Raw genomic sequence first — 14,767 nt, 5'->3', positions numbered from 1 at the left:
GCTGCTGTGTGCGCGCCGAACACACCCTGGTGCAGGGTGGAGAACCAGCAATGTGCGGCTGGTGAGCGCTCCGGGTGTTTCCCGGTCTGTGCAGGTGATTCGGTGCCCTGCCCGAAGTCGATTGGAACCAGTTCGGACGAGTTTCGCCGACCGCCCGCTGTCCTAGGCTCGGTCCATGCAGGGGATCACCATCCGACCGACGACCGAAGCCGATTGGGAGGCCGTCCGAGCGCTCCGCCTGGAGATGCTCCGGGACACCCCGATGGCCTACGCGGAGCACCTGGAGGACGCCGAGCAGCTCGACGAGACCGAGTGGCGTGCGCGGGGCCGCCGAGGTCAGGACACTGGGGGCACCTCGCTCGTGGCGATCGACACCAACGGACGCTGGGCCGGTGCGATGGGGGCGTTCATACCCGACGCCGCGACCGGGCCACTGCTGGTCGGGGTGTACGTCGCGCCGTCGCACCGCGGCCGTGCGGCCGGCGTGACCGATGCGTTGCTCGACGCCGTCGAGTCATGGGCTTCCGGCCACGGGACCACGCTCCGACTCCACGTGCACGAGCGCAACCTGCGGGCTCAGGCCTTCTACGCCCGGCGCGGGTACGAGCCGACCGGGGTGACCGAGCCGTACGTCCTCGCGCCCGACGAGCGGGAGCTCGAGATGGTCCGCCGACTCGGCGGGGTCTCCGCATGACGGGCGATGGGGTGCGGTGGCTGCTGCTCGACGTCGGTGGCGTGCTCGAGATGGTCGACGACGCGGCATGGCCCGGACAGTTCCGCACGAGGTGGGCGGCTGCGTTCGGCCTGACCGACGAGGAGTTCTCAACGCGGTTGTCGGCCGCCGACCTGCCCGATGCCGCGCGGAGGACCGGGGTCGACGACGAGTACTGGGGGAAGATCGGCGCCGCACTCGGCGCCTCGGCCGAGGTGCTCGCGTCGATGCGAGCCGACTTCTGGGACGCGTACTGCGGCTCCTTGAACGAGCCGCTCTTCGACTTCGTCGCCGGTCTGCGCGGGACGGTCGGGCTCGCGATCCTGTCCAATTCTGGTGACGGCGCCCGTCAGGAAGAGGAGCGACGGTTCGGGTTCGCGGCCGTGTTCGACCCGATCTGCTACAGCCACGAGATCGGCGTCACGAAGCCGGAACCCGAGGCGTTCCGGATCGCACTCGACCGGCTCGACGCCGCACCCGCGGATGTCCTGTTCATCGACGACGTGCCGGAGAACATCGAGGCTGCTCGGGCGATGGGGATCCGGGCGCACCTGCACGTCGAGACCACGGAGACGATCGCAGCGATCCGCGCGGCCGTCGGCGGAGGAGCGTGACCGCCGCTACTGCGGAGCGCTGGATTCGGTGGGGTGCGACCCGGTGGTGAGCGACTCGACCCAGCCCTGCGCCGCGCGGAGCAGGTCGTCACGTGACGCGCCTTCGAACGCGCTGAGGCGCAGGAAGTGCTGCGTGATCGTGATGCCGAGGATGCCGCTCACGGTCATCAACGCCCGCAGTCGGGCGTCGTCGCCGTCGAGTGAGCGCGCCAGGTTCTCGACCCGCTCGTCGAGGTAGCCGCGCATGGTGTCCGCCGCCTCGGGCACCGTCAGCATCGACCGGACGAGCGCGGCCGTCTCGGCGGGGAGCGCGTCGAAACGGATCCCCAGGACGTCGAGCAGGTGGTCAGCGGCCGCGCGCTCGCTCCCACCGTCCGACGTGGCAGGCAGCTGCACGGCGGTCGCGAACAGCGCTGCCTTCGACCCGAAGTGCTGCATGACGAGCGACGGATCGATGCGGGCCGCTGCGGCGATGCCCCGGATCGTCGTGCCCTCGTACCCGTTCGCACCGAACTGCTGACGAGCAGCCGCGCGGATGCGCTCGGCGGTCTGTGCGCGTTTCGCGTCGCGTGAGGTCTCGGCCATGTGTCTGACTCTACGGCGTTGAGCGAGGTGTACGGTTCACTCAACGCCGATGAGTGAACGCGTCGGTGCGAGACCTGACGGAGGAACCCCGATGACCCTGATCGCGATCGAAGAGCACTGGAACCACCCGGCCCTGACGGACGCCGTCAACGCCCTGCCCGAGGACCGCCGCGACCCGAGCACGGCGCTGGACGAACTCGGCGACAACGGCGAGCTGCTCCGTGACCTCGGCGACGCCCGGCTCGCCGCGATGGACGAGCAGGGGATCGACGTGCAGGTGCTGTCCCTTGCGCCGCCCGGAGCGCAGCCGCTCGATGCCGCGGACGCGATCCCGCTCAGTCGGCAGGCGAACGACATCGCGATCGCCGCGGTCGCGGACCACCCGGACCGGTTCCGCGCGTTCGCGACCCTGCCGATGGCCGACCCGGGCGCTGCCGTCGCCGAACTGGAGCGCACCGCCGGCCTCGGCTGCGTGGGGGCGATGGTCTACGGGCGGACCGGCGAGGTGCCGCTCGACGATCGCCGGTACGACGACCTCTTCGCCGCCGCAGCGTCGCTGGGGCAGCCGGTCTTCATCCACCCGCAGGTCCCGTCGAAGCGGCTGCGCGAAGCGGCGTACGAGGGGTTCGACCCGATGGTCGAGCTCGGCTTGGCGACCTTCGGGTGGGGCTGGCACCTCGAGGCGGCACGCGCGGCACTTCGCCTCATCGTCGGTGGCACCTTCGACCGGCACCCGGACCTGCAGATCGTGCTGGGCCATTGGGGCGAGCTGTTGCTCTTCTGGCTCGACCGCGCGGACAGCCTCTCGCGGATCGCCGGGCTCGAGCGGAAGGTCTCCGACTACGTCCGCTCCAACGTCCACATCACCAGCTCGGGCATGCTCAGCCCCACGCTGCTCCGGCACGCGCTCGACGTCACGACGCCCGACCGGCTGCTGTTCTCCACCGACCACCCGTTCCAGCGGCCCTCCGCGGACGAGATCGAGGCGTTCCTGCGGGAGTTCCCCTCGGACACCGCACGCGATGCGTTCACGTCGGGGAACACACGCCGGCTGTTCGGGATCGGCAACCAGACGGATGCGGCATGATCGGTCCGTGCCCAACCCGAACGTGACCGCCGCGTACCGCGCTGCCCGTGACCAGTTGCTCTCCGCAGAGTCCGCCGAGGCCGCCCGCGCCGCCTTCCGGTGGCCGGACCTCGGCGACACCTTCAACTGGGCCGACGACTGGTTCGACGTCATCGCGGCCGGCAACGACCGCATCGCGCTCTGGATCGTCGACGCGGCCGGCTCGGAACAGCGGCTCAGCTACGCGGAGATGGCCGCCCGGTCCGACCGCTTGGCCGTGCGCCTGCACGAGCACGGCGTTCGGAAGGGCGACCACGTGCTGGTCATGCTCGGCAACCAGCTCGAGCTGTGGGAGACGATGCTCGCGGTGATCAAGCTCGGGGCGGTGATCCTGCCGACGTCGACGATGCTCGACACCGCCGACCTGCAGGACCGCGTCGACCGCGGAGCCGTGGCGCACGTCGTCACGAACCGCAGCGAGACCGCGAAGTACGACGACGTGCGTGGGGTCTTCTCCCGCATCGTGATCGGCGGCGCTGCGGACGGCTGGACGGAGTACCCGTCGGACCTCGGCGAACCAGCGCCCGCGGGGGAGTCACGACCGGTCGTCGTCACCAAGACCGCCGACCCCTGCCTCGTCTACTTCACGTCGGGCACGACCTCGAAGCCGAAGATGGTCGTGCACACCCAGACGTCGTACCCCGTCGGGCACCTCAGCACGATGCACTGGCTCGGCTTGCGGCCCGGGGACGTGCACCTGGCGATCAGCTCGCCCGGCTGGGGCAAGCACGCCTGGAGCTGCTTCTTCGCGCCGTGGATCGCCGAGGCGACCGTCTTCGTCCACGACACCCCGCGGTTCGACCCGGCCGCGCTCCTCGCCCAGCTGGACGCCGCCGAGGTGAGCACCTTCTGCGCACCGCCCACCGCCTGGCGGATGATGCTCCAGTCCGATCTCAGTGCGCGCCCTCGCGCACTGCGCGAGGTCGTGTCGGCCGGAGAACCACTGAACCCCGAGGTCATCGACCGGGTCGAACGTGCCTGGGGTCTGACCATCCGCGACGGCTACGGGCAGACCGAGACCACCGCGATCATCGGCAACGCCCCGGGCAGCACCGTGACCCCGGGTGCGATGGGCCGTGCGTTGCCCGGTGTCACCGTGACCCTGCTGGATCCCGTCACGGGGCGGCCCGGCGACGAGGGCGAGGTCTGCCTGGACCTCGACGAGCGGCCGGTCAACCTGATGGCCGAGTACCTCGGTGACCCCGACCGGACCGCGGCGTCGATGCGCGACGGTTTCTTCCACACCGGCGACATCGTCGTCCGGGACGCCGACGGGGAGCTGACGTTCATCGGGCGGACCGACGACGTCTTCAAGTCGTCCGACTACAAGGTGTCACCGTTCGAGGTCGAGAGCGCACTGCTGCAGCACCCCGCCGTCGCCGAGAGCGCCGTCGTGCCCGCCCCGGACGACGCCCGGCTCAACGTCGTGAAGGCGTACGTCACCCTCGCCGCCGGGTTCGAGGCGACGGCGGACACCGCCGAGCAGGTGCTCGCGTACGCGCGGACCGCGCTCCCGGCGTACGCACGCGTGCGTCGGGTCGAGTTCGCGGAGCTGCCGAAGACCATCTCGGGCAAGATCCGACGCGTGGAGCTGCGGGAGCGCGAGGAACGTGCGGCCGTGAGCGGCGTGCCCGTCGACGGTGAGTGGCGCGACGAGCAGTTCCCGGCACTGCGCGCGTCCCGTCCGCGGCCGCCCGCTGTCGGCTGATCACATGGTGGTCGCCCTGCGCCCGTGGTCGGTCGACGACGCACCCGCGCTGCTCCTCGCCCGGCGGACGACGCCGGACCTGGACACGCGGTTCCCCGACGCCGATCTGCGCGACGAGGCGCAGTCGCGCGAGCACATCAGCCGTTCCCTCGGATTCGGCGACCGCGCAAAGAACTGGGCGGTCGTGGACGACGGTGTCGCGATCGGGAACGTCGGGCTCACCGCGATCGAGTTCCGGCACGGGACGGCTTGGGCGTCCTACTGGCTGGCGCGTGGGGGACGCGCACGCGGACTGGCGACGGCGGCGCTGGCGAGTGTCTCGTCCTGGGCGTTCGGCGTCGGGCTGTGCCGCCTGGAGCTCGGGCACGGGGTGAACAACCCCGCGTCCTGCCGGGTCGCCAGTGCCGCCGGGTTCGCCGCGGAGGGCACCGAGCGGCAGAAGCTGCGGTACGGCGTCGAACGCTTCGACGTGGAGACCCACGCTCGGCTCGCGACGGATCCGGCACCGGCTCTGCCGACGCTGCCGGTGCACGCGGACGGTGTCGGTCGAGGCTCGTCCTAGGCTCGGCACGTGGAACTGATCACCGACGTGTCCCGCGGCGCCTGGCTGCTCGCCCGGGCGGGAACGTTCGGCACCGTGGGCGGGACAGCCGGAACCGGGTTCGAGGCCTCCGCGCGCATCCTCCACCCGCTGTCGGCGGACTGCGAGGACCGTTCGATCGTGGACGAGTGGGGCGACCACCCGAACATCGAGTCGGCGGCGTGGCCGTGGGTGGAGGTCGCGGCACGCACCGGGAAGACGATGCACCCACTCGTCCAGTGGCGGAGCCTGACCGGCCGGCCCGACGAGTCCGACCTGGTGTTCGAGGACGGCTGGCGCGTCCACCCGCCCGCGGAAGGCTGGTTCGAGCCGATCCTGCTTGCTGCGCTCACCGAGCACCTCGCGGCATCGACCTCGACATCGGACGACCTGGTCGCGGCGATCTGGAGCGGGTGGAGTGAGCTGAGCGGGGGTTCGACGCTTGCTGTCGGGTGGCAGGGCGCCGATCAGGCGACTGCGGAGGAGATCGAGGCGATGCGCCGCTACGCGCTCGAGATCCAGGCGCAGCACGACGATGCGCAGGCCGCGATCCGTTCTGCCCTCGCCGTCGAGCTCTTCCCGTGGCCGCACCGCGAGTGCTTCCTCCTCTCGATGACGCTGCCGCAGCTCGCCGACCCGACGTGGCTGGACCGCGCTCGGATCGGGACGGTGGTCGACCTCGCCCACACCCCGCAGATGCTCTGGCCGGAAGACCACTCATGGGTGCTCGCGTCGGAGATCGACTGGGACTCGACGATCGTCGCCGGGTCACGTGCCCTGGTCGACGCGGTCCTGGCCGACGACCGGTTCGAGGCCTTCCCGGTCGACGAGGACAGCGACCTGACGTGGGGCGGGGACCTCGTCAACGGTTGAACCGTGGCGGCGGTCTCGTCCGTCCGCTAGAGCCGAGCGCGGAACGCCGATCGCCGACCGACCAGGGTGAGCACCGCCGCGATCGCCCCGAAGACGATCATCACCACGGCCAGGACCAGTCCGTCGAACACGGTCAACAGCGCGGCTCCGAAGACCCCGGCGACGAAGATCGCGATGTTGAACGCGACGGGCAGGAACGCGCTGGCGACGTCGGCGTTCTCCCCACCGGCCGTGGTGAGCGCCGCCTGCAGCTGCGTCGAGGCACCACCGAAGCTGACTCCCCACAGGACGGCGGCGACCAGGACGGCGACCGGCGATGCGTGGCCGACGAGCAGGACGACGCCGGTGACGACGAACAGTCCGACGCTCAGGTGGAGCAGGGGGCGGGGATGCCGATCGAGCAGTGCTCCGGTGATCACGACGCCGAGGATCGCCGCGATGCCGTAGACGAGGAGGACGAGTCCGGCGCTGAGGTCGGTGCCGGTCACCCGCAGGTACGGGGAGATGTAGGTGTAGATGGTGTTGTGCGCGACCATCCACGTGGCGATGACGGCGAGGATGATCGCGATCCCACGGATGCGGAACACCTTGACCACGGAGAGCTTCGCAGTGCCGGTCTGCCCGGGTGCGTCCGGCACGAACGCCGCGATCAGCGCGAGGATGACGACCCCGACGAGGCTGAGTCCGATGAACGACCAGCGCCAGTCCAGGGCGGTGCCGATGAACGACCCGAGCGGCGTGCCGAGCGCGAAGCCGACGGGGGCGCCCGTGGAGACGATGGCGAGCGAGACGCCTGCGAACCGCGCGGGACTGATGCGCCGCGCGTAGGTGGCGAACATGCCCCAGATGATCCCGGAAGCCGCGCCGGCGACGAACCGCGTGACGAGCGCGACGGTCACGTTCGGGGCGAACGCGGTGAGGGTGTTCGCGATGATCAGCACGGCGATGGCCGTCGTGATCAACGGCTTGCGGCGCAGGCCCCGCGTGAGTGCGATCGCCGGCACCGTGACGATGACGGTGCCGATCGCGTAGGCGCTGACGAACAGTCCGACCGTGCCCTCGGACGTCCCCATGCCGTCCGCGATGACCGGCAGGAGGCCCGCGGGCATGGTCTCCATGGCGACGAGCACGAACCCGATCGCCGCGAGCAGAGCGAGCGGGAACCACGGCAGCCGGCCGTCGGCAACCGGAGTGGTCGACCGAGCCGACGGGGTCGAGGTCACGAGGGAGTCCATGTCCCTGACGCTAGGGCGGCTCGAGCGGCGGAAGGGAGGTTCTGCTCGACCCCGTTTCGGCAGAGCCTCACTCGTTGCGCGGAAGTGGTCTTCGCTGGGGGCATGACCGAACCCCAGACCTTCTTCATCACCGGGACCAGCCGCGGTATGGGCACCGAGTTCGCGCGCGCTGCCCTGGACGCCGGACACCACGTCGTCGCGACCGGGCGGGACCCGGAACGTGTCGTCGCAGCGGTCGGCCAGCACGACGAGCTGCTCGCCGTCGCGCTGGACGTCACGGACGAGCGCACCGTCCGGAGCGCGGTCGAGGCAGCGATCGAGCGGTTCGGCCGCATCGACGTCCTCGTGAACAACGCCGGGAGCTTCCAGGGCGGGTTCTTCGAAGAGGTCTCCCCGGAGCAGTTCCGCGCGCAGATGGAGACGAACTTCTTCGGTGCGATGAACGTCACCCGCGCGGTGCTCCCCGTCATGCGGGCGCAGGGCTCCGGTCGGGTCATCAGCATCAGTTCGACCGCCGGCATCGTCGCCGGTGCCGGTGGGAGCGCGTACGCCGCGTCGAAGTTCGCGCTCGAGGGGTGGATGGAAGCGCTGCACGACGAGGTCCTGCCGTTCGGCATCCACACCACGGTCGTCGAGCCCGGCTTCTTCCGGACCGACCTGCTCGCGGAGGGCAGCTCCACGTTCTGGGGCGACGTCCACCTCGACGACTACCGGTCCTCGTCGGACCAGACCAAGGAGTTCTTCCGCGGCATGGAGGGCAAGCAGAGCGGCGATCCGGCGAAGCTCGCCCGGACGCTCCTCGCCCTGACGGAGATGTCCGCACCACCGGTGCGCCTCGTCGCCGGTGCGGACAGCGTCGAGGGGGTCGTGCGGAAGGCGCAGCAGCTCATCGAGCAGGCGCGGGCGTTCCCGGAACTGACCTCCTCGCTCGACCTGGACGACCAGCAGCGCTGAGCCGAGACTCCGCACACGACCAAACCCCTCGAACGGGGGGCTCCGAATGAGTCCGGTCGTTTATGACCCGCATCCGGGTCACAGCGCACCCGCCAGGTCTCGCCAGCATCGAAGCCCGCCGCCCGCCATACTGAACCGATGACCCGCGCGCTGCTCCTCGTCGACATCCAGCTGGACTACTTCCCGGGTGGGGCGTTCCCCCTCGTCGAACCCGAGGCCGCTGCCGCCGCCGCCCGCACCGTGCTCGACTCCTTCCGCGCCGCCGGCGACCTGGTGGTGCACGTCTTCCACGTGTCCACCGACGCCGACGCCACGTTCTTCGTGCCGGGCACGCCGGGCCTCGACTTCCACCCGTCGGTCGCGCCCGTGGACGGCGAGCCGATCCTCGAGAAGCACGCACCGAACAGCTTCATCGGCACCGGACTCCAGGAACTGCTGACCGACGCCGGAGTCGACGAGGTCACCATCGTCGGGATGATGAGCAGTATGTGCATCGACTCGACGACCCGGGCCGCGCACGAGCTCGGCTTCACCGCGACCGTCGTCGCCGACGCGTGCGCCGCGCCGGACCTGACGCTCGGGGGCGTCACCGTCCTGGGCGCGAGCGTCCACGCCGCCTTCATGGCGGCGCTCGACGGCAGCTTCGCGACCGTCACGACGAGCGACGCGCTCAGCCGCTGACGTCCGCAGGGCGCGTTCGGGGCACTGAGACCAGGGCGAAGCGGACGGGAGGCCCGTGGCGGCCCCGCCCCGCGCCTCCCGTCCGCCAGCTGGCTCAGTTGATGATCTCGCCGCGCTCGTCCGCGCGCAGTGCGGCCAGTCGCTCGCGCCAGAGGCGCAGCGCCTCCGGGGTGAGTCGGGGCCAGTCGGTGACCTCGCGGACGATCCGTACCGGTTCGGTGCTGCGGTAGGACCGGGTCGGGTTGCCGGGGAACTTCTTGTCGGTGACGTTGGGGTCGTCCTCCCAGGGGCCGGTCGGCGCGACCTCGTAGACCCGCGGTTCGGCGTCACCGGCGGCGAGCTCGGCCGCGAGCCCGGCGCCATCGGAGACCGCCGTGAAGTAGACGTGGTTCATGACCACCTCGGGGCGGTAGTTCGACCGGAAGCCCGCGGTGAGCAGGTCGCCCGGCTCGAGGTCGGCCTTGGTGCCGTGGAAGAACGGTCCGTCGTCCTGTGCCTGCTTCACGGCGACAGGCTACGCCGAGCGGGTCCGCCCCCAGGCACCTGACATATCCCCCTTCCGACTGACGCGCCGCCGGACACCGCTGCAATAGCGTGGCCGCCGTGATCGAAGTCAGCCACCTCACCAAACAGTACGGTCCGAAGACCGCCGTGGACGACGTCTCGTTCGTCGTCCGACCCGGCAGTGTGACCGGCTTCCTGGGGCCGAACGGCGCCGGGAAGTCCACCACGATGCGCATGATCATGGGCCTCGACCGGCCCACCGCCGGGAGCGCGACGGTGAACGGCCAGCCGTACACGACGTTCCGCGACCCGCTCCGACAGGTCGGTGCGTTGCTCGAGGCGAAGGCGGTCCACTCGGGCCGCAGTGCCTACAACCACCTCCTCTCGCTCGCGGCGACCCACGGCATCCCGAAGGCCCGCGTGCACGAGGTCATCGACATGACCGGCCTCGAGTCGGTCGCGAAGAAGCGCGTCGGTGGGTTCTCGCTCGGCATGGGGCAGCGCCTGGGAATCGCTGCCGCACTGCTCGGCGACCCGAAGACCCTGATCCTCGACGAGCCCGTCAACGGCCTCGACCCCGACGGCGTGCTGTGGGTCAGGCAGCTCGCCCGACGCATGGCCGCCGACGGTCGCACCGTCTTCCTGTCCAGCCACCTGATGAGCGAGATGGCGCAGACCGCTGACCGCGTGGTCGTGCTCGGCCGCGGCAAGGTCCTGGCCGACGCCCCGATCGCCGAGTTCGTCGCCGGTGGGGGAGCCGCACCGGGCGCCGCCGGTGGTGGCAGCCGGGTCATCGTCCGGACGCCGTCGCCCGACCAGCTGTTCCAGGCCATCGGCCCGAACGCGACCGTCACCCCGCGCGAGGACGGCACCTTCCTGGTCGTCGGTCCCGACGCACCGACGGTCGGCAACATCGCCGCCCAGGCCGGCGTCGCACTGCACGAACTCACCCCGACCGGCGCGAGCCTGGAGGAGGCCTACATGGCCCTCACCCGCGACGACGTCGAGTACCGATCGGAGGGCACCCGATGAGCGCCACCACCCCGCCCGTCACCCGGACACACTCGGCTTCCGTGCCGGACTCGGTCCGCCTGTCGTTCCCGCACCTGGTCCGCAGCGAGTGGATCAAGCTCCGGAGCATCCGGTCCACGATCTGGTGCTACGCGATCCTGGCCGTCCTGACGATCGGCATGGCCGTGCTGCTCGGCGCGTACGTCGTGTCGCCGGACAACGCGCCGCAGGACGTCGCGAACGGCAGCTTCGTGAGCATCAACACCACGGGCGTCTCGCTCAGTGCGCTCGTCGTCGGTGTGCTCGGCGTGCTCATCATCACCGGCGAGTACGGCACCGGTCAGGTCCGCTCGACCTTCACCGCTGACCCCCGTCGCACGGGCGTGATCCTCGCGAAGGCGACCGTCCTCGCGCTGACGACCTTCGTCGTGAGCGTGGTGTCGACCTGGATCGGCGTGGTGCTGTCGGCGCTGCTCCTGGCCTCCGACGGCACGAGCCCGCAGATCGGCGACCCGTCGGTGTTCATGCCGATCCTCGGCTCCTCGGTGTACGTGACGCTCCTGGCGCTGCTCGCCTACGGCATCGGGCTGTTCGTCCGGTCGAGCGCCGGTGGCATCGCGATCACGCTCGGCATCCTGCTCGTGCTGCCGGTGATCCTGTCGCTCGTGGCCGGGCTGCTGAACGCCGAGTGGATCGGTGACGTGTTCAAGTTCCTGCCCGACCAGGCCGGCAGCCAGCTGTTCGCGTACCCGTACACCGGTGCGGACGCGGGACCGACGAGCGGCGTGGTCCTGAACGGCTGGGGCGGCTTCGGTGTCCTGGCGGCCGAGGTGCTGGTCGTGGGTGCACTCGCGCTGACGGTCGCACGTCGACGCGACGTCTGACCCGACGCACTTCGCACGCGTTCTGCGACGTCCCACCTGTCGATCGACGGGTGGGACGTCGCTCGTTGCACACGCATCGACTGACCCAGGCGTAGCTAAGCTCGCACCGTGCGACACCTCCCCGCCCTGGTCCTGCCGGCGCTCGCCGTCGTGGCCCTGCTCGCCGGCTGCACCTCGGCGCCGCCCGTCGACGAGCAAGCGCTCGCCAAGTGGAAGACGCAGCAGGAGGCGAGGACCGAGACCGAGGACGCGGTCCTCGGGGTGCTGAGCGCCGACACGACCCCCGGCGACGAGGACCCGGCCCACCTCGAGCCCGGCGTCCGCGTGCAGTTCCCGGACTCGCGGACGATCGACCACCTCGAGTTCTCGTGCTACGGCAACGGGCACATGCGTGGCATCGTGCGGACGGTGCTGCCGGGCGGATCGCAGAGCATCGAACTCGATCCGATGGACTGCCGCGACAGCCCGCACCAGATCGAGCTGTCATCGAGCAAGGCCGTCGACAGCGTCGCGTTCAACGACTTCGACAGCGACCGGCCGAGCGCCTGGCGACTCGTCATCTTCGGTCCAGGGCCCTCGGGGGAGTGACTACCGCAGCACCTGGTAGCGGTGCAGCGTGACCCCGTTGTGGTACTCCCGCTGCTCGAGCAGGTCCAGCAGCACCGGCGGTCGCACGCCCGTCGCCGGCGGGTCGAACAGCGGCCGACCGGCGCCGAGCACCGCGGGGTGCGTGTAGAGCAACAGCTCGTCGAGCAGCCCCGCGTCGAGCAACTGCGTCGCGAGGTTCGGGCCGCCGACCCCGATGTCACCCTCGGACTCCTCGCGCAGGACGGCGAGCTGCGCGATGGCGTCGTCGCCCCCGATGATCCGGGTGTTGTGGTCGGCGCTGGTCCGGGTGCGCGAGACCAGGACCTTCGGCTGGTCGGTCCAGACCTCGCCGTACTCGCGCATGAACGCCGGCATCGACTCGTCGGCGCGGGCGTCCGGCCAGAAGGGGTCCATCATGTCGCGGACGACCCGACCCTCGACGGACAGGGTCATCGCGGCGGCGCGGGCGTTGAACTCGCGGTGCAGCGGCTCGTCGATCCGCATCCACTCGGGCCCCTCGACGTCGCCGAGTTCGCCCTCGTCGCGCTCGACGAAGCCGTCGATCGACACGTTCATCCAGTACACGAACCTCGCGGGCATCGCTGACTCCTTCGTCGCGCGGAACCGGGCGGAACCGTCCCGGTCCGCTGCCCGCGAGCGTACGCTCGCGCACGCAGCCCTTCCTCGACGATGAGAGCAGGACCCCGTGCGCCGAACAGTCGCAACCATCCTCGCCGTCGCGACGCTCACGGCGGTCGCGGCCACGGGCCTCCCGGTCGGCCCCGCCGCAGCGGCAACGCCCGTGGCGGACCGGACCACCGGACACAGCGGCTCGGGACACGGCGCGGCTGCGCCGACCCACCGGAACCCGGTCGCGCTCAGCCTGCCCGACGGCGAGACGGCGGCGAGCTGCGCCGACCCGACCGCGATCCGCGGCGTCGGGCGCGACCGCAACTGGTACCTGTACTGCACGACCGACGCGTTGACGGCGACGGAGCAGAACGCCGACGGGTCGCTCGTGCAGCACGGTGTGCCGACCTACCGGTCGACCGACCTGACGCACTGGACGTACGTGAACGACGCGTTCCCGACGCGACCGGCGTGGGTGGGGTCCGCCAACGGGATCTGGGCGCCGGACGTCGTGTACCGCGCGGGCGACCGCGGTCGCGCGGGCACCTGGTACCTGTACTACGCCGCGTCCGACACGCCCTCGGCATCGGCACCGACCGGCGGGGGATCCGCGGTCGGCGTCGCGACGAGCTCGAGCCCGACCGGTCCGTGGAAGGACTCCGGCGGCCCGGTCGTGGCACCGCAGACCGCCGCGAACGGCACCGGGGCGCGCTGGGCGTTCGACCCCGAGGTCATCACCGACAAGGGCACCACGTACCTGTACTTCGGCAGCTACTTCGGCGGCGTCAACGTCCGCACGCTCAGCGCCGACGGACTCCGCTCCGACCCCGCGAGCGAGCGGCAGATCGCGATCGACAACCGGTACGAGGGCGCGTACTTGATGCGCCACGACGGCTGGTGGTACTTCACGGGCTCCGCCACGAACTGCTGCAACGGCGCCCTGACCGGGTACGGCGTCTTCGTCGCCCGGTCGCGCAGCCCCCTCGGACCCTTCACCGACCAGGACGGGGTGGCGATCACGAGCACCCGGGTCGGCGGGACACCCCTCCTCGCGCAGAACGGCAACCGCTGGGTCGGCACCGGGCACAACACCGTGGTCACCGATCTCGCCGGCCAGGACTGGATCATCTACCACGCGGTCGACCGCGGCGACCCGTACTACGCGGGGCAGCCGACGTACACGAAGCGGCCGGCGCTCATCGACCCGCTCGACTGGCGGAACGGCTGGCCCGTCGTGCGGGGCGGAGCGGGGCCGTCCGACACGGTGCAGCCGGGGCCGGTCGCGCAGCCGGGGCAGCGTGCGACCTACCGGGCGACCACTGCACCGGTCGACGTGCCCGGACGGACCATCCGTGCGCTGTCGACGTCGTTCGACGGGACCACGCTCCCCACGGCGCTCCGCTGGACCCGCGAACCCGACCGCTCGACCTGGACCGTCGGCGGCGGCACGTTCCGCTGGCAGACACAGGACGCCGACATCCACCCGCCGGCGACGCCACTCGCCTCGGTCCTGTCCGAACCGGCGCCGCGAGGCGACTACGTGCTGCAGACCACCGTCGCGGTGGACACCCCCGCCACCGGCGACGGCGTGAACTACGTGCAGGGCGGACTGATCGTGTGGGGTGACGACGGCGACTACGTCCGGCTGACGTCGAACTCGATCTTCAACACCCGGCAGACGGAGTTCGGCAAGCAGGTGTCCGGGCAACCGGCTGGGGCGCCGAGCTACGGCAACACGGTCGTCGGACCGGTCGGGGACACCACCACGCTCCGGATCGTGCACCGGGTCGCCGGCGGGGAGCACCGGTACACGGCCTACACGAGCGTCGACGGGCGGCACTTCGTCCGAGGCGGGACCTGGACGGCGGACCTCGGGAGCGCGCCGAGGATCGGGCTCATCTCGCTCGGCGGTGCCGGGTTCACGAGCACGTTCGAGGACCTGCGGGTGAGCACGGTGGCGACGCACCGGCGGTGACGGACGCGTGGCCGCGTGCGCAACGCGGGCGCGGCTCGCGTGGGTGACCGGAGAAGGACGGGAGGCACGGTGCCAGCTGGCACCGTGCCTCCCGTCCGCTCCGCGGT

16 protein-coding genes are annotated in these 14,767 nt (G+C 71.1%); 12 read left to right on the top strand and 4 right to left on the bottom strand.

Features of this window, described 5'->3' with window-relative positions:
* The first annotated feature begins 175 nt into the window (after positions 1-175).
* Both ITJ69_RS16645 and ITJ69_RS16640 read left to right on the top strand, forming a co-directional pair.
* Positions 176-694 carry a GNAT family N-acetyltransferase gene (locus ITJ69_RS16645; RefSeq protein ID WP_194673380.1) on the top strand — a complete coding sequence of 173 codons (519 nt, stop codon included), beginning with the start codon at positions 176-178 and terminating at the stop codon, positions 692-694.
* Positions 691-1,326: an HAD-IA family hydrolase gene (locus tag ITJ69_RS16640; RefSeq protein WP_194673379.1), complete on the top strand. Its 636-nt coding sequence runs from the start codon at positions 691-693 to the stop codon at positions 1,324-1,326. Before ITJ69_RS16645 ends, ITJ69_RS16640 begins: the two co-directional genes overlap by 4 nt.
* Positions 1,327-1,332: 6 nt before the next feature.
* On the opposite strand, the gene ITJ69_RS16635 is transcribed toward ITJ69_RS16640, so the two are convergent.
* Positions 1,333-1,911, bottom strand: coding sequence for a TetR/AcrR family transcriptional regulator (locus ITJ69_RS16635; RefSeq protein ID WP_194673378.1), 579 nt, complete (start codon positions 1,909-1,911; stop codon positions 1,333-1,335).
* Positions 1,912-2,002: 91 nt separating this feature from the next.
* Here ITJ69_RS16635 and ITJ69_RS16630 point away from each other — a divergent pair, with 91 nt between their 5' ends.
* The 4 genes from ITJ69_RS16630 to ITJ69_RS16615 are packed head-to-tail and all read left to right on the top strand — an operon-like array spanning position 2,003 to position 6,198.
* A complete protein-coding gene (locus ITJ69_RS16630) occupies positions 2,003-2,998 on the top strand; it encodes an amidohydrolase family protein (RefSeq protein ID WP_194673377.1) in 996 nt (331 codons plus the stop codon).
* On the top strand, positions 2,988-4,745 hold the full coding sequence (locus ITJ69_RS16625) for an AMP-binding protein (protein WP_194673376.1): 1,758 nt from the start codon (positions 2,988-2,990) through the stop codon (positions 4,743-4,745). The genes ITJ69_RS16630 and ITJ69_RS16625 overlap by 11 nt, the downstream gene beginning before the upstream one ends.
* A 4-nt stretch (positions 4,746-4,749) precedes the next feature.
* Positions 4,750-5,307 (top strand): GNAT family N-acetyltransferase, encoded by a 558-nt coding sequence (locus tag ITJ69_RS16620; protein ID WP_194673375.1) that lies wholly within the window; start codon positions 4,750-4,752, stop codon positions 5,305-5,307.
* Between the two features lie 9 nt (positions 5,308-5,316).
* Complete coding sequence (locus tag ITJ69_RS16615) at positions 5,317-6,198, top strand: hypothetical protein (RefSeq protein WP_194673374.1); 882 nt, start codon at positions 5,317-5,319, stop codon at positions 6,196-6,198.
* Positions 6,199-6,224: 26 nt separating this feature from the next.
* On the opposite strand, the gene ITJ69_RS16610 is transcribed toward ITJ69_RS16615, so the two are convergent.
* Positions 6,225-7,433, bottom strand: coding sequence for an MFS transporter (locus ITJ69_RS16610; RefSeq protein WP_194673373.1), 1,209 nt, complete (start codon positions 7,431-7,433; stop codon positions 6,225-6,227).
* A 102-nt stretch (positions 7,434-7,535) separates the two neighbouring features.
* Between ITJ69_RS16610 and ITJ69_RS16605 the strand changes: the two genes are divergently transcribed.
* Both ITJ69_RS16605 and ITJ69_RS16600 read left to right on the top strand, forming a co-directional pair.
* Positions 7,536-8,387 (top strand): SDR family NAD(P)-dependent oxidoreductase, encoded by an 852-nt coding sequence (locus ITJ69_RS16605; RefSeq protein ID WP_194673372.1) that lies wholly within the window; start codon positions 7,536-7,538, stop codon positions 8,385-8,387.
* A gap of 138 nt (positions 8,388-8,525) precedes the next feature.
* Positions 8,526-9,068, top strand: a complete 543-nt coding sequence (locus ITJ69_RS16600) for a cysteine hydrolase family protein (RefSeq protein ID WP_194673371.1) — start codon at positions 8,526-8,528, stop codon at positions 9,066-9,068.
* A gap of 94 nt (positions 9,069-9,162) precedes the next feature.
* Here ITJ69_RS16600 and arr read toward each other — a convergent pair whose 3' ends face one another.
* Positions 9,163-9,573 carry an NAD(+)--rifampin ADP-ribosyltransferase gene (gene arr, locus ITJ69_RS16595; RefSeq protein ID WP_194673370.1) on the bottom strand — a complete coding sequence of 137 codons (411 nt, stop codon included), beginning with the start codon at positions 9,571-9,573 and terminating at the stop codon, positions 9,163-9,165.
* A 98-nt stretch (positions 9,574-9,671) separates the two neighbouring features.
* Between arr and ITJ69_RS16590 the strand changes: the two genes are divergently transcribed.
* The 3 genes from ITJ69_RS16590 to ITJ69_RS16580 all read left to right on the top strand — a co-directional run bounded on the left by ITJ69_RS16590 (position 9,672) and on the right by ITJ69_RS16580 (position 12,055).
* Complete coding sequence (locus ITJ69_RS16590; RefSeq protein WP_123314435.1) at positions 9,672-10,604, top strand: ABC transporter ATP-binding protein; 933 nt, start codon at positions 9,672-9,674, stop codon at positions 10,602-10,604.
* On the top strand, positions 10,601-11,467 hold the full coding sequence (locus ITJ69_RS16585; RefSeq protein ID WP_194673369.1) for an ABC transporter permease: 867 nt from the start codon (positions 10,601-10,603) through the stop codon (positions 11,465-11,467). Before ITJ69_RS16590 ends, ITJ69_RS16585 begins: the two co-directional genes overlap by 4 nt.
* 108 nt (positions 11,468-11,575) lie before the next feature.
* Complete coding sequence (locus ITJ69_RS16580; RefSeq protein ID WP_131922711.1) at positions 11,576-12,055, top strand: hypothetical protein; 480 nt, start codon at positions 11,576-11,578, stop codon at positions 12,053-12,055.
* On the opposite strand, the gene ITJ69_RS16575 is transcribed toward ITJ69_RS16580, so the two are convergent.
* The gene (locus tag ITJ69_RS16575) at positions 12,056-12,655 is read right to left on the bottom strand and encodes a dihydrofolate reductase family protein (RefSeq protein ID WP_173170985.1); all 600 of its coding nucleotides are present in this window, start codon (positions 12,653-12,655) and stop codon (positions 12,056-12,058) included.
* A 106-nt stretch (positions 12,656-12,761) separates the two neighbouring features.
* On the opposite strand from ITJ69_RS16575, the gene ITJ69_RS16570 reads away from it, so the two are divergent.
* On the top strand, positions 12,762-14,660 hold the full coding sequence (locus ITJ69_RS16570) for a family 43 glycosylhydrolase (protein ID WP_194673368.1): 1,899 nt from the start codon (positions 12,762-12,764) through the stop codon (positions 14,658-14,660).
* Positions 14,661-14,767 lie beyond the last annotated feature (107 nt).

The sequence above is a fragment of the Curtobacterium sp. VKM Ac-2887 genome, assembly GCF_015350935.1.
Taxonomy (GTDB): domain Bacteria; phylum Actinomycetota; class Actinomycetes; order Actinomycetales; family Microbacteriaceae; genus Curtobacterium.
This window is presented reverse-complemented; position numbering and strand designations above follow the sequence as displayed.